13 protein-coding genes are annotated in these 13,850 nt (G+C 74.0%); 7 read left to right on the top strand and 6 right to left on the bottom strand.

The annotated features are described in order from the left end of the window. The first annotated feature begins 170 nt into the window (after positions 1-170). Genes egtA through egtD form a run of 4 tightly spaced genes read left to right on the top strand, consistent with a single transcriptional unit; the run spans position 171 to position 4,466 of the window. Positions 171-1,430, top strand: a complete 1,260-nt coding sequence (egtA, locus tag AMK29_RS16335) for an ergothioneine biosynthesis glutamate--cysteine ligase EgtA (protein WP_073813402.1) — start codon at positions 171-173, stop codon at positions 1,428-1,430. Beyond that, positions 1,427-2,752 (top strand): ergothioneine biosynthesis protein EgtB, encoded by a 1,326-nt coding sequence (gene egtB, locus AMK29_RS16330; protein WP_073813400.1) that lies wholly within the window; start codon positions 1,427-1,429, stop codon positions 2,750-2,752. Before egtA ends, egtB begins: the two co-directional genes overlap by 4 nt. Continuing rightward, positions 2,752-3,504, top strand: coding sequence for an ergothioneine biosynthesis protein EgtC (egtC, locus tag AMK29_RS16325; RefSeq protein WP_073813398.1), 753 nt, complete (start codon positions 2,752-2,754; stop codon positions 3,502-3,504). Before egtB ends, egtC begins: the two co-directional genes overlap by 1 nt. After that, positions 3,501-4,466 carry an L-histidine N(alpha)-methyltransferase gene (gene egtD / locus AMK29_RS16320; RefSeq protein ID WP_073813396.1) on the top strand — a complete coding sequence of 322 codons (966 nt, stop codon included), beginning with the start codon at positions 3,501-3,503 and terminating at the stop codon, positions 4,464-4,466. Before egtC ends, egtD begins: the two co-directional genes overlap by 4 nt. Here the strand turns inward: egtD and AMK29_RS16315 are convergent. The 3 genes from AMK29_RS16315 to AMK29_RS16305 form a co-directional block, all read right to left on the bottom strand. Continuing rightward, on the bottom strand, positions 4,361-5,287 hold the full coding sequence (locus AMK29_RS16315) for a lysophospholipid acyltransferase family protein (RefSeq protein ID WP_073813394.1): 927 nt from the start codon (positions 5,285-5,287) through the stop codon (positions 4,361-4,363). The genes egtD and AMK29_RS16315 overlap by 106 nt on opposite strands. After that, positions 5,284-6,150, bottom strand: a complete 867-nt coding sequence (locus AMK29_RS16310) for a GNAT family N-acetyltransferase (protein WP_073813392.1) — start codon at positions 6,148-6,150, stop codon at positions 5,284-5,286. Before AMK29_RS16310 ends, AMK29_RS16315 begins: the two co-directional genes overlap by 4 nt. Before the next feature lie 135 nt (positions 6,151-6,285). Continuing rightward, positions 6,286-7,536: an extracellular solute-binding protein gene (locus AMK29_RS16305; RefSeq protein WP_073813390.1), complete on the bottom strand. Its 1,251-nt coding sequence runs from the start codon at positions 7,534-7,536 to the stop codon at positions 6,286-6,288. Positions 7,537-7,842: 306 nt separating this feature from the next. On the opposite strand from AMK29_RS16305, the gene AMK29_RS16300 reads away from it, so the two are divergent. After that, the gene (locus tag AMK29_RS16300; protein WP_073813388.1) at positions 7,843-8,061 is read left to right on the top strand and encodes a dodecin; all 219 of its coding nucleotides are present in this window, start codon (positions 7,843-7,845) and stop codon (positions 8,059-8,061) included. A 29-nt stretch (positions 8,062-8,090) separates the two neighbouring features. On the opposite strand, the gene AMK29_RS16295 is transcribed toward AMK29_RS16300, so the two are convergent. Further along, a complete protein-coding gene (locus AMK29_RS16295; RefSeq protein ID WP_073813386.1) occupies positions 8,091-8,579 on the bottom strand; it encodes a phosphatase domain-containing protein in 489 nt (162 codons plus the stop codon). Positions 8,580-8,732: 153 nt separating this feature from the next. Here AMK29_RS16295 and AMK29_RS16290 point away from each other — a divergent pair, with 153 nt between their 5' ends. Further along, positions 8,733-9,752, top strand: coding sequence for an MsnO8 family LLM class oxidoreductase (locus AMK29_RS16290; protein ID WP_073813384.1), 1,020 nt, complete (start codon positions 8,733-8,735; stop codon positions 9,750-9,752). A gap of 309 nt (positions 9,753-10,061) precedes the next feature. After that, positions 10,062-12,422: an ATP-binding cassette domain-containing protein gene (locus AMK29_RS16285; RefSeq protein WP_073813382.1), complete on the top strand. Its 2,361-nt coding sequence runs from the start codon at positions 10,062-10,064 to the stop codon at positions 12,420-12,422. Positions 12,423-12,436: 14 nt separating this feature from the next. Here the strand turns inward: AMK29_RS16285 and melC2 are convergent, their stop codons facing one another. Both melC2 and melC1 read right to left on the bottom strand, forming a co-directional pair. Beyond that, complete coding sequence (melC2, locus tag AMK29_RS16280) at positions 12,437-13,264, bottom strand: tyrosinase MelC2 (RefSeq protein ID WP_073813380.1); 828 nt, start codon at positions 13,262-13,264, stop codon at positions 12,437-12,439. Positions 13,265-13,287: 23 nt separating this feature from the next. After that, positions 13,288-13,683: an apotyrosinase chaperone MelC1 gene (melC1, locus tag AMK29_RS16275; RefSeq protein WP_073813378.1), complete on the bottom strand. Its 396-nt coding sequence runs from the start codon at positions 13,681-13,683 to the stop codon at positions 13,288-13,290. Between the last annotated feature and the right edge of the window lie 167 nt (positions 13,684-13,850).

The raw sequence follows: 13,850 nt of genomic DNA, 5'->3' as shown, positions 1-13,850 counted from the left end.
GCGGCCCCGGGGCCCGCGCGGCGGGACGTGGGGGCGGGCGGTTCCGGACGAGTGGGGGCACAGGGGGCGCGCCCGGGCGCCGAGGGGCGCTCTTGCACGCCGCTCGGCAGTGGCTTTAGGTGGAGACAGCGACTCTCCGGGATCAGTCCCGATGACCAGGAGGTGTACGGATGTCGTCGAGCGGCATACCGCGTGGCGGGCCCCCTCTCACCGAGCGGGAGGCGGAGGACCTGCTGCGATGTATCTGCTTCAAGACCGGCCCGCCCCGCACGGTGGGGGTGGAGCTGGAGTGGCTCGTGCACGAGCTGCGGGATCCCCGGGTTCCCGTACCGCCGCCGAGGCTCGCGGCGGCGCTCGACGACGTGCGGTCCGTGCCGCTGGTGTCGTCGCTCACGTTCGAACCCGGCGGGCAGCTGGAGCTCAGCTCGCTCCCTGCGGGGTCGCTCACGGAATGTCTCGACGCCCTCGCCGCGGACCTGCGGGCGGTGCGGTCGGTGCTCGGGTCGCACGGTCTGACCCTCAGTGGGTACGGGGTGGACCCGTGGCACTCGCCGCGCGGCCGGATGCTCCACGAGCCCCGGTACGACGCCATGGAGGCCGCGCTCGACCGCACGGGTCCGGCCGGGCGGGCGATGATGTGCGAGTCGGCGTCGGTGCAGATCTGTCTGGACGCCGGTGTCGAGGAGCCGGGGCCGCTGGGCTACCACCGGAGATGGCAGCTGGCCCATCTGGTGGGCGCGGTGCTGGTGGCCGCGTTCGCCAACTCGCCGCTGCACGGCGGCCGTCGCACCGGGTGGCGCTCGACGCGGCAGGCCCTGTGGACGAACCTCGATCCCCTGCGGACGCTGGCGCCGTCGCCGGACGGGGAGCCGCGCGCGGAGTGGGCCGCGCACGTGCTGGACACCCCGGTGATGTGCGTACGGGCCGACGAGGGGCCGTGGGAGGTGCCGGAGGGGCTGACCTTCCGGGACTGGCTGAGGACGGGCCTGCCCCGGCCGGCCGACGCCGAGGATCTGCGCTACCACATGACGACGCTCTTCCCGCCGGTGCGGCCGCGCGGGCACCTGGAGCTGCGGATGGTCGACGCGCAGCCCGGCCGGGACGGCTGGATGGTGCCGGTGGCCGTCACGACGGCGGTGTTCGACGACCCGGAGGCGGCGGAGCGGGTGTACCGGGCGGTGAAGCCGCTCGCGGAGCGGGCCGGTGCCGGTCCCGCCCCCCGTAACCCGCTCTGGCTGGCGGCGGCCCGCGACGGTCTCGCCGATCCCGAGCTGCACGCCGCCGCCCGCGCGGTGTTCTCCGCCGCCCTGGAGGCGCTGCCCCGGATCGGTGCGGGCGAGGAGCTGCGGCAGGCGGTCGCGGCCTTCCACGAGCGGTACGTGATCCCGGGGAGCTGCCCGGCCGACGACTTCGAGGTGGTGGCGTCATGACGGTCACAGGGACGGGGCTCGATCCGGAGGCCCTGCGGCGGCGGGCCCTGGACGTGCTGACGGCCGCGCGGGCCCGTACGGCGCTGCTCACCTCGTGCGTCGAGGACGGCGATCTGACCGCGCAGCACTCCCCGCTGATGTCTCCGCTGGTCTGGGACCTGGCGCACATCGGCAACCAGGAGGAGCAGTGGCTGTGGCGGGCGGTGGCGGGGGGCGAGGCACTGCGGCCCGAGATCGACTCGCTGTACGACGCCTTCGAGCATCCGCGCGCCACCCGGCCGTCGCTGCCGCTGCTCTCTCCGGGCGAGGCGCGCGCGTACGCGGCGGACGTGCGGCTGCGTGTCCTCGACGTCCTCGGGAGCACTCCGTTCGAGGGGCGGCCCCTGCTCGACGCGGCGTTCGCGTTCGGCATGATCGCCCAGCACGAACAGCAGCACGACGAGACGATGCTGATCACCCATCAGCTGCGGAAGGGCCCCGCGGTCCTGTCCGCTCCCCCGCCGCCGGTCCGGACCGCGGGCCCGCTGCCCTCCGAGGTCCTCGTTCCTGGCGGGCCGTTCACCATGGGCACGTCGGAGGAGCCGTGGGCCCTGGACAACGAGCGTCCGGCGCACCCCCGGTCCGTGGCCGCCTTCCACATCGACACCACGCCGGTCACCATCGGCGCCTACCTGGCGTTCATGGCGGACGGCGGGTACACGGACCGGCGCTGGTGGCGGGACGAGGGCTGGGCGCAGATCAGGGAGCACGGCATCACGGCGCCGCTGTTCTGGCGCCAGGACGGCGGGCAGTGGCTGCGCCGCCGGTTCGGGGTGACGGAGCCGGTGCCCGAGGACGAGCCCGTCCTGCACGTGAGCTGGTACGAGGCGGACGCCTACGCGCGCTGGGCGGGACGGCGGCTGCCGACGGAGGCCGAGTGGGAGAAGGCCGCCCGCTGGGACCCGGTCTCCGGCCGTTCGCGCCGCTATCCGTGGGGGGACGCCGACCCGGGCCCGGAGCACGCCAACCTCGGGCAGCGGCATCTGCGGCCCGCGGCCGCCGGCAGCTATCCGGAGGGTGCCTCGCCGCTCGGTGTGCGGCAGCTGATCGGTGACGTGTGGGAGTGGACGGCGAGCGACTTCCAGCCGTACCCGGGCTTCACGGCCTTCCCGTACAAGGAGTACTCGGAGGTCTTCTTCGGGCCGGAGCACAAGGTGCTGCGCGGTGGGTCGTTCGCCGTGGACGCGGTCGCCTGCCGGGGCACCTTCCGGAACTGGGACCTGCCGGTGCGGCGCCAGATCTTCTCCGGATTCCGTACGGCGCGCAGTGCGGAGCTCGACTGATGTGCCGTCATATCGCCTACGTGGGCGAGCCGGTGGCGCTCGGTGAGCTGCTCGTACGGCCGGAGCACGCCTTGCTGCGCCAGTCCTGGGAGCCCCGCACCCAGAGCAGCGGCGTGGTGAACGCGGACGGCTTCGGGGTGGGCTGGTACGCCGAGGGTGATCCGGTGCCCGCCCGGTACCGGCGGGCCGCCCCGATCTGGGGCGACCTGTCGTTCGCGGACCTCGCCCGGGTGGTGCACTCCGGGGCGCTGCTCGGGGCGGTCAGGGGGGCCACGCTGCCGGGGGCCGACGGGGAGGCCGCGGCGGCGCCGTTCGCCGCCGGGCCCTGGCTGTTCAGCCACAACGGCGCAGTCGAGGGCTGGCCCGACTCCCTGGCGCCGCTCGCCGGGTCGCTGTCGCCCGGGGAGCTGCTCCGGGTCGAGGCGCGCACGGACTCGGCGCTGCTGTGGGCGCTCGTGCTGCACCGGCTGCGGGCCGGTGACGCGCCGGGCCCGGCCCTGGCCGACACGGTGCGGGAGGCGGCCGCCGCGGCCCCGGGTTCCCGGCTGAACCTGCTGGTCACCGACGGGGTCCGGATCGCGGCGACCACCTGGGGGAACGGCCTCTGGTACCTGCGGGGTCCCGACCGGGTGGTCGTGGCCTCCGAACCGTACGACGACGATCCACGCTGGCGCGAGGTCCCGGAGCACACGCTCGTGACCGCCACCCGCGCCGATGTCACCCTCACCCCGCTCAAGGAGCCGTCCGCGTGAGTCCGTTCCAGCTGACCCGTACCCTCGCCCCCGACGCCGCCGGCGCCGATCTGCGCGCCGACGTCCTCCAGGGCCTGACCCGTTCCGCCAAGGAGTTGCCGCCGAAGTGGTTCTACGACGCCCGGGGCAGCGACCTCTTCGAGGAGATCACCCGGCTGCCCGAGTACTACCCGACGCGGGCCGAGCGGGAGATCCTGAAGGCGCGTGCGGCGGAGATCGCCGCCGCGACCGGGGCCAGGACGCTGGTGGAACTGGGTTCCGGCTCCTCCGAGAAGACGCGGTTCCTGATCGACGCGCTGCTGCCGGGGCTGGAGAGCTATGTGCCCGTGGACGTGAGCGAGTCGGCGCTGACCGGGGCGGCCGAGTCGCTGCTGGCCGAGCGGCCGGAGCTGCGGGTGCACGCGCTGGTCGCGGACTTCACCCGCGGTCTCGCGCTGCCCGGGTCGCCGGGGCCGCGCCTGGTGGCCTTCCTCGGCGGCACGATCGGCAATCTGCTGCCGGGTGAACGGCGGACGTTCCTGCGCTCGGTGCGGGCGATGCTCACGCCGGGCGACGCGCTGCTGCTCGGCACGGACCTGGTGAAGGACGAGGCGACGCTCGTGGCCGCCTATGACGACCGGTCCGGGGTGACGGCCGCCTTCAACAAGAACGTGTTGTCGGTGATCGACCGTGAGCTGGGGGCGGACTTCGACCCGGACGCGTTCGAGCACGTGGCGGTCTGGGACGGCGAGCGGGAGTGGATCGAGATGCGGCTGCGGGCCCGCCGCGCGCTCACCGTGAAGATCCCCGAACTGGACCTCGTGGTGCCCTTCGCGGCGGGCGAGGAGATGCGGACGGAGGTGTCCGCGAAGTTCCGTCAGGCGGGTGTACGGGACGAGCTGGCGGAGGCGGGCCTCGACCTGGAGCGCTGGTGGACCGACAGCGAGGGCAGGTTCGCGCTGTCGCTGGCGACGGCCCGCTGAGCCACGGCCCGCTGAGCGACTGCCCGCTCCGCCGCGGCCGCGAGGGCGCGGCGGTCCGGGTACCGGACCCCCGGAAGGGGCTCCGGTACCCGGACCACGGCGGTGAGACGCCGGGTGGTGACGACCCGCCAGAGTGAGGCGGCGAGCGGGTCGTCCCCGACGTACGCGGCGGCGTCGGTGGGCCGGTAGTCGATCCGTACCGGCTGCACGGCGCAGCCGGCGTCCAGGGCGGCCTGGAACGCGGCCGGCCGGAAGCGTCCGACGGCCCGCCCGCACCAGGTGGAGCCCTCGGGGAAGACGATCACCCGGCCGCCGCCGGCCAGCACCGCGGTCATGGCGCGGACGGTGCCGGGAAGGGCTCTGAGGCCGTCCCGGTCGATGAACAGGGTGCCGCCGAGCGCTGCGAGCGTGCCGAGGACGGGCCAGCGGCGCACCTCGGCCTTGGCGACCATCCGGCCGGGGAGCACGGCGGCGATCAGCGGGATGTCGAGCCAGGAGACGTGGTTGGCGACGACGAGGAGGGGGCCGGTGGCGTCGGGGGCTCCCTCGTACCGGACGCGTACCCCGAAGGCGCGCACCACCGCCCGCAGCCAGTGCCGGACGAGGGCGAGCCGGGTGGCGGCCGGGAGGAGGCCGGAGGCGGGAGCGAGCAGGACGCCGACGAGGACGGTGAGGAGACCGGCGGTCAGCCGCACCGAGGCTCGGACGGCTCCGGCCGCGGCCGCTCCGGCGCGGTGCACGGTCTCCGGGTGGGCGGCGCAGTGGCCCGGGGTGCAGGGCGCCGTGGGGAGCCACGGCGAGAGGGCCGTGGTCCCGTTCACCGTGCCGGGGCGAGCGAGAGGAAGTGCTTGAGGTACCGGGGGTCGGTCCGGCGCAGCGAGAGCAGGACGTAGAGGTCGGCGACGCCGAAGGCGGGGTCGTGGGCGGGGGCGCCGCAGACCCAGGCGCCGAGCCGGAGGTAGCCGCGCAGCAGCGGCGGGAGCTGGGTGCGGCCCTCGGGGCGGGCGATGCCGTCGGCGTTCCAGAGCTTGTGCGGGGTGACCCAGTACTCCTCGGGGGCGAGGTGCTTGGCCTTGACGGTGTCCCAGGTGGCGGCGGCGAGGGTGCCGCCGTCGGCGAGCGGGAGGGAGCAGCAGCCCGCGAGCCAGTTGTGGCCGGTGCTGGTCATGTAGCGGGCGAGGCCGGCCCAGATGAGGGCGATGACGGCGCCGTTGCGGTGGGCGGGGTGGACGCACGAGCGGCCGACCTCCACCAGGTCGTGGCGGACGGGGGCGAGCCGGGTGAGGTCGAACTCGCTCTCGGAGTAGAGGCGTCCGGCGACGGCGGCCCGGTCGGGCGGCAGGATCCGGTAGGTGCCGACGACCTCTCCGGTGCTCTCCTCCCGTACGAGGAGGTGGTCGCAGTACGCGTCGAAGGCGTCGCTGTCGAGGCCGGGCTCGGGGCCGTCGAGCTGGGCTCCGAGTTCGCCGGCGAACACCTGGTGGCGCAGCCGCTGGGCGGCGCGCACGTCCTCCTGGCGCGTGGCGATCTCGACGACGTAGCGGGGCGTGGGCTCCTCGGCGGGGGCGGACCGCTCGGCGACGGCCTCGGGCCGGCCGGGGACCTGCGGCTGGGTGGGGACGTGGAGCGGGGCGGCGGCCTGCGGCCGGCCGGGGACGGCGAGCGTGGGGGTCGGTGCGGACATGTCGGGCTCCTCCGGCGTACGGAAGGGGAAGGGGCGGGCCGGGCCGCGAGCGGTGGCCCGGCTCCTTACTTCTTCCGTGACCGGCTGGATTCGACGTGACCGTCCGGGGGATCGCGGGTGTGGACGGGCTGAATGCTATTCGGCGAGGGTGTCCGTGATGGCGACCGAGGCCCGCTGCGCCGCCCGCAGCGGGTCCTCACCCTGGAGGACGGCCGTCATGTACGGCTTGATGGGGTTGTCGGCCTCGACGTTCGCCCACTGCGGGGAGTTGGGGGTGGCCCGGCCGCGCGCGGCGCCCTCGGCCATGACGGCGGTGGCCTCCTGGCCCGCGACGACGGAGGCGAGCCCCTTCTTGTTGGGCACGTAGCCCATGCTGCGGGCGAGTTCGGTCTGCCACTTCTCGCCGGCGAGCGCCTTGACGACGTCGATGGCGGCGCCGCGCTCGGGCGCGTTCTCCGGGATGATGAGGTCGGAGCCGCCGGTGAAGACGGCGCAGGGCCGGCCGGCCTTCTTGCCCGGGATCGGGAAGAAGCCGAGCTTGCCGTCGAGCGCGGGGTTGGCCTTGAGGATCGCGGCGACGGCGCTGGGCGTGGCGATGAGCTGGGCCACGTCGCCGCGGGCGAAGACCTCGGCCTGCGGCGGGTTCTGTTCGTCGGCGTTCTTGGGGCCCTCGCCGAGGGACTGGAGCTCCTTGTAGAAGGCCATGCCGCGCCGGGCCGCGGGGCTGGCGAGGGCTCCGGCCCATTCGCCGCCCTTGTCGACGGCGAGTTCGCCGCCCTCCTCCCAGATGAAGCCGGAGAGGGTGTACCAGTCCTGGCCGGCGAGGTAGATGCCCTGGGAGGCGCCGCGGTCGAGCTTCTCGGTGTCGGCGAGCCACTCGGCGCGGTCGGCCGGCGGCTCGCTGATCCCGGCTTCCTTGAAGAGGCTCTTGTTGTAGATCACGATGCGGTTCGCCGCGTACCAGGGGATGCCGTACTGGGATCCGCCGATCCTGCCGGGCTCGGCGAGGCCGGGCAGCCAGTCCTCGCTGCCGAGGTCGCGGACCGACTCCAGGGTCAGGTCGAACAGCTTCTCGGTGTCGGCGTACTGGGCGACCTGGGTGTTGCCGACCTCGATGACGTCGGGGCCGCCGCCGCCCTGGATGGCCTCGGTGACCTTCTTCCCGATGCCGGTCCACTCCTGGATGGTGACCTTGAGGTCGACGCCGTCGTGCTCCTCCTCGTACGCCTCGGTGAAGCGGGTGAGGAAGTCCTCGCTGACGCTGTCCCGCATGAGCCAGATGTCGACGGTCTTCGTCTGGCCGCCGCCGCCCGGCAGCATTCCGCAGCCGGCGAGGGCGAGCGCGGTGGCGGCTGCCAGTGGGCAGGCGAGAAAGCGGTTCTTCAACGTGGGTCACCTTCTGCGGTTCAGCACAGGGTCGTGCGGCATGGGGGGCTGACCCGACATGGGGGGACCGAACGGGGTGTTCGCGCGGGTATGTGGCCTGGATTCTGGTCTGGACCAACGGGATGGTCAAGTCCTTGACCATCCCGTTCCGCACCCCCGTCGGCCCCTCTGTGCCCTTACCGACGGTACGGAACAGTCGTCCGCCGGTCGTCGACTGACCCGTCCGGCGCCCGGCCCCCGCCGTGTCGCGCGCCGCCGCGCCCTGGGGCACGGTGGAGGGAACGCACCGAGAGGAGCCCCTCCCCCATGTCGAACCACACCTACCGCGTCACGGAGATCGTCGGCACGTCCACCGAGGGCGTCGACGAGGCCATCCGCAACGGCATCAACCGCGCCTCCCAGACCCTGCGGGGCCTCGACTGGTTCGAGGTGACGCAGGTCCGCGGCCACATCGTCGACGGCTCCATCGAGCACTACCAGGTCGGCCTGAAGGTGGGATTCCGTCTGGAGGACGAGGTCGCCTGAGCCCGGGGCCCCGAAGCCGCGCGCGCCGGTCAGGTGCGGCCCTCCTTCTCCTGGGCGTCCCTCAGTTCCTGCGAGGGGGTCGCCCACAGGGCGCGCACGACCCGGAAGCCGGCCGCCCTCGCCGCGTCGCAGACCAGCTGGTCGTCGTCGACGAGCATCCTGACCGGGCGGTCCGCTCCGAGCCGGCGCAGGATCTCCAGCTTGGTCACCCGGGCCGGCCGGAAGTCGCGCTGACGGCGCATGTGCAGCGGCCCCTCCGGGAGTCCGTACGCGGCCAGCCAGGCGAGGGTGTCCCGGCGACAGCGCTCCGGCCGCCCGGTCAGGTAGACGATGTCGCACTCCACCGCCGCCTCGCGGCACAGCGCGACGCCCTCGTCGAGCGGCGGGTCGTCGGGCGCCGCGGCGAAGAAGGCGTCCCAGTCCTTGGGGCGCCGCTCCAGGAAGTGCTGGCGGTGGGCGGTCGCGGCGAGCGTGTTGTCGAGGTCGAAGACGGCCAGGGGCCGGTTGTCGGCTGTCACGGGCCCAGCCTAGGAGCCATGTGCCGCGGCCCGGCGCCCGCGTGCCGGACGCCGGGTCACGGGTCCGCCCGGGAGCCGCGCGTCGGGGGCCGGTCCCCCACGTGCCGGACGCCCCTGCGGGAATCCCTCCCCTCACCCGGCGTTGAACCCCTTGTGAGCACCTTTCCCGACGGCATCCGCTTCTCCGTCCTCGACCGCTCCCGCACCCGGGTGGGCGAGGACGCCCCCCAGGCGCTGCGCGACACCGTGCGCCTCGCGCGGGAGATCGAGGCCCTCGGCTACCACCGCTTCTGGGTGTCGGAGCACCACGGCGTGCCCGGGGTCGCCGGCTCCGCGCCGACGGTCCTCGCCGCCGCCGTGGCCGCCGCCACCTCCCGCGTCCGCGTCGGTACGGGAGGGGTGATGCTCCCCAACCACCAGCCCCTCGTGGTGGCCGAGCAGTTCGGCGTCCTGGAGTCCCTCTTCCCCGGCCGCGTCGACATGGGCGTCGGCCGCTCGGTCGGCTTCACCGACGGCATCCGCCGGGCCCTCGGGCGCGACAAGGACGACGCCGACCGTTTCGCGGAGCAGCTCACCGAGCTCCTCGGCTGGTTCACGGGAAGGCAGACCGCGCACCCGCAGGTGCACGCCAGGCCCGCGGAGGGCCTGCGGGTCCCGCCCTTCGTCCTGGCCACCGGCGAGGGCGCGACGATCGCAGCGGCCGCCGGTCTGCCGCTGGTCGTCGGCGATCTGCGCGGGCGCGACCGGCTGCTGGCCGCCGTCGACGCGTACCGCTCCGGTTTCCGCCCGTCCCCGTGGGCCGACGAGCCGTACGTGGTCGTCGCCGGGACGGTCGCGGTGGCCGCGACGGAGGCGGAGGCCCGGCAGCTGCTGATCCCGGAGGCCTGGTCCCTCGCGTACTCGCGCACCCAGGGCGTCTTCCCGCCGCTCGAAGCGCCCGAGCGGATCGAGGGGCTGGCGATGACGGAGAAGCAGCGCGGCTTCTACGAGTCGGGGCTGAGCGGCCATGTGCACGGCACGGAGGACCAGGTGGCGGAGGCGCTGGGGCGGGCGGTCGAGGAGACCGGGGCCCAGGAGGTCCTCGTCACGACGAGCACCTACGACCGGGCGGCACTGAGCGAGTCGTACCGGAGACTGGCCCGTGCCGTGGGGCTGACGCCGCGGACCGCCTGACGTACGGCCCTGGGGCCGGAGGGGGACGGGCACTCCCGGGTCGACGCCTTCCGGCTCCGGGCCGGAAGGGGACGGGCGCCCCGGGGCCGACGCCGGAGCCGCGACGGTGAGCCGGCGCCCCGGGTCGTCCGACACCGGACCCCGGGCCCGGGAGAGCCGGCGCGCCCCCGACGCCAGAGCCGTGGCCACAGGTCTGAAGGCCGGCGCGCCCCGAGCCGCCCGACGCCGGACCCACGGCCACGGGCCGGCGCCCCGCCCTCGCACGGCCCCCGAACAGGGCAAACGAGGCCCAGTGGATAAAATCGCCCCATGCAGGAGAGACTCCACGACCCGTACGTCCGTGTCCGCGGCGCCCGTGAGCACAACCTCGCCGGGGTGGACGTCGACATCCCCCGCGACGCGCTCGTCGCCTTCACCGGGGTCTCCGGCTCCGGCAAGTCGTCCCTGGCGTTCGGCACGATCTACGCGGAGGCGCAGCGGCGCTACTTCGAGTCGGTGGCCCCGTACGCACGGCGGCTCATCCACCAGGTGGGGGCGCCGGCGGTGGGCGAGATCACCGGGCTGCCGCCGGCGGTCTCCCTCGAACAGCGCAGGTCCTCGCCGAACGCCCGGTCCTCCGTCGGCACCGTGACCACGCTCTCCAACTCGCTGCGCATGCTGTTCTCCCGGGCGGGCCGCTATCCGGAGGGCGCCGAGCGGCTCGACTCCGACTCCTTCTCCCCCAACACGGCCGTCGGCGCCTGCCCTTCGTGCCACGGCCTCGGGCGGGTCCACGACACGAGCGAGGAGCTGCTCGTGCCGGACCCGGAGCTGTCGATCCGTCAGGGTGCGATCGCCGCCTGGCCCGGCGCCTGGCAGGGCAAGAACCTGCGGGACGTTCTCGACACCCTCGGGTACGACGTCGACCGGCCGTGGCGCGAACTCGACGCGAAGGACCGGGAGTGGATCCTCTTCACGGAGGAGCAGCCGGTCGTCACCGTCCACCCGGTCAGGGACGCCGACCGCATCCAGCGCCCCTACCAGGGCACGTACATGAGCGCACGGCGGTACGTCCTGCGGACCTTCTCCGACTCGAAGAGCCCGACCCTGCGCACCAAGGCGGAGCGTTTCCTCACCAGCGCCCCCTGCCCGGTCTGCGGCGGCGCGCGGCTGCGGCCCGAGGCGCTCGCGGTGACCTTCGCGGGCCGGACCATCGCCGAGCTGGCCGGGCTGCCGTTGACGACCCTGTCCGGACTCCTCGCGGAGGCGGGTGCGGAGGGTACGGAGACGGCACGGGTCCTCACCGCGGATCTGGTCGCGCGGATCGTGACGGTGACCGAACTCGGCCTGGGCTATCTCAGCCTGGACCGCGCCACCCCCACCCTGTCCAACGGCGAGCTCCAGCGGCTGCGCCTCGCCACCCAGCTGCGCTCGGGGCTCTTCGGTGTCGTGTACGTCCTCGACGAGCCGTCCGCGGGACTGCACCCGGCCGACACGGAGGCCCTGCTCGTGGTGCTGGACCGGCTCAAGGCGGCCGGGAACTCCGTCTTCGTCGTCGAGCACCACCTCGATGTCATCCGGCACGCCGACTGGCTGGTGGACGTAGGTCCGCACGCCGGGGTCCACGGCGGGCGGGTGCTGCACAGCGGCCCGCCGGACGGCCTCGCGGAGGTCGAGGCGTCCGCAACCCGGCGTTTCCTCTTCGACCGCGCGCCCGCACCCGGCCGGGAGGTGCGGGAGCCGGCCGGGTGGCTGCGGACGGGGCCGGTCACGCGGCACAACCTGCGGGCGGTCGACGCGGCCTTCCCCGTCGGTGTCCTGACCGCGGTCACGGGTGTGTCCGGCTCCGGGAAGTCCACGCTCGTCGGCGCGCTGACCGAGGAAGTCGCCGGGGTGGAACGTCTCGTGACGGTCGATCAGCGTCCCATCGGCCGGACTCCGCGCTCCAACCTGGCCACCTACACCGGTCTGTTCGACGTCGTGCGGAAGCTGTTCACGGAGACCGAGGAGGCACGGGCGCGCGGCTACAAGGCGGGCCGCTTCTCCTTCAACGTGACCGGCGGCCGCTGCGAGACCTGCCAGGGCGAGGGCTTCGTCTCGGTGGAGCTGCTCTTCCTGCCGAGCACGTACGCCCCCTGCCCCGACTGTCATGGCGCCCGCTACAACCCGGAGACCCTCGAGGTGCGGCTGCGGGGACTGACCATCGCCGAGGTCCTCGACCTGACCGTCGAGGCCGCCGCCGCCTTCTTCGACGACACCCCCGCCGCCGCCCGGAGCCTGCGTGCCCTGCTCGACGTGGGCCTCGGGTACCTGCGGCTCGGGCAGCCGGCCACCGAGCTGTCCGGCGGCGAGGCCCAGCGCATCAAGCTCGCCTCCGAGCTCCAGCGGCCGCACCGCTCCCCCACCCTGTACGTGCTGGACGAGCCGACGACCGGGCTGCACCCGGCGGACGTCGAGGTCCTGATGCGCCAGCTCCACGGCCTCGTGGACGCGGGGCATTCGGTGGTCGTCGTCGAGCACGACATGGACGTCGTCGCCACCGCCGACTGGGTCGTGGACCTGGGGCCGGGCGGCGGCGACGAGGGCGGCCGGATCGTTGCGGCGGGGCCTCCGGACCGGGTGGCGCGGGCGGCGGGCAGCCGCACCGCGCTGTATCTGGCCCGGTCCACCGGGCTCGCCGGGCGGCCCTGAGGCCGCCCGGCGGATCAGGCCGCCGTGTCGAAGGTGTAGTGGCGGGTGTGGTCCAGCATGTCCGCCGGGGTCACGTCGTTCCACGGGCGCATGGTGTCGCCGAGGTCGACGACGTTCGCGGTGCCCGCGGCCGGCAGGTACGTCGACCGGGGGTGGCGGGCCTGCCAGTCGGCCCACAGCTTGTCGATGAAGGCGTGGTGCAGCCAGAACACCGGGTCGTTGGGCGAGACCCCGGTGCCCATCTGACCGCCCACCCAGACGTGGACGCGGTTGTGGAGGTTCACCCCGCGCCATCCCTCCAGGTGGTTGCGGAAGCCGTCCGACGAGCTGTTCCAGGGGGCGGTGTCGTAGGTCTCCATGGCGAGGACGGAGTCCACCTCGGCGCGGGTGGGGAGCTGGCGTCCGCCCGCCCCGAGGTCGCGCCGGAGGTAGTCGCGCCCGTCGACGCGGACGGTGATCGTCCAGCGGTTGCCGACGCGGGCGAAGGGGCCGTCGGTGACCTGGCCGTCGCGGGCGCGTCCGGTGCCGCCGAGGAAGTCGGGCGCCCAGAGCGAGGAGCGGGAGGTGCGGTCGGCCGTCCAGTCCCAGTAGGGGAGGTTGACGGTCGGGTCGACGGACTGCAGCGCCTGCTCGAACTCGATGAGGAAGCGCCGGTGCCAGGGGAGGAACGAGGGCGAACGGTGGCCGACGCGGTCGCCGCTGTCGGTGTCGCTCATGATGAAGGCGTTGTGCGTGGTGACGAAGGTGTCGTACCGGCCGGAGCGCTTGAGCTCCAGGAGGGCGTTGACGAAGCGCCGCTTCTCGTCGGCGGTGAGGGTGGCCTGGTTCTTGCGTACGGTCATGACGGGTGCCGCTCCTGGATCGGTCAGGTGAGGGTGAGGGGTACGAGCGGGGCGCCCTGGAGTTCTCGGACGGCCGCGCGGGCCAGTGCCTTCGGCGTGGCGACCGGCTCGTAGTGGTTGATCACGCTGATCCAGGTGCCGTCGGCGTTCCGCATGACGTGCAGTTCCTCACCGTCGATCGTGACGGAGTAGCCCCCTCCGTGGTGTCCCCCGTGATGACCGCCCCCGTGCGAGGCCCCTCCCCTGATGCGGCGGCCCTGGTAGACCTCGTCGAAGGCGGCCGGGGCCGGGCCTGCCGCGGGAGCGGTGGCGGCCCGGGGCACGGCGGCGACGGCGGAGTGGGTCAGGGCGAGGCCGGCGGCGGCGCCCGCGGCGCCTGCCGCGACGCCGAGGGCCCGGCGGCGGGTGATGCTGGACATGAAACCCCCAGATGGTCGGTACGACCGGGGGTTTGGTCATATGCCCCCGGCCGTTTCCATCAGTACCCGGGAGTGTCGGCGCGGCGGAAATCTCCGGGAAGTGGTTGGCCGCGAAGTGGACAACATGCCATGAAATGTACAGAGTTGAACGGAGTTGATCTTGCTGT

Source organism: Streptomyces sp. CB02261 (genome assembly GCF_001905665.1).
Classification (GTDB): domain Bacteria; phylum Actinomycetota; class Actinomycetes; order Streptomycetales; family Streptomycetaceae; genus Streptomyces.
Note: the sequence above shows the minus strand (reverse complement) of the source record. Positions and strands in the feature narration are given on the sequence as shown.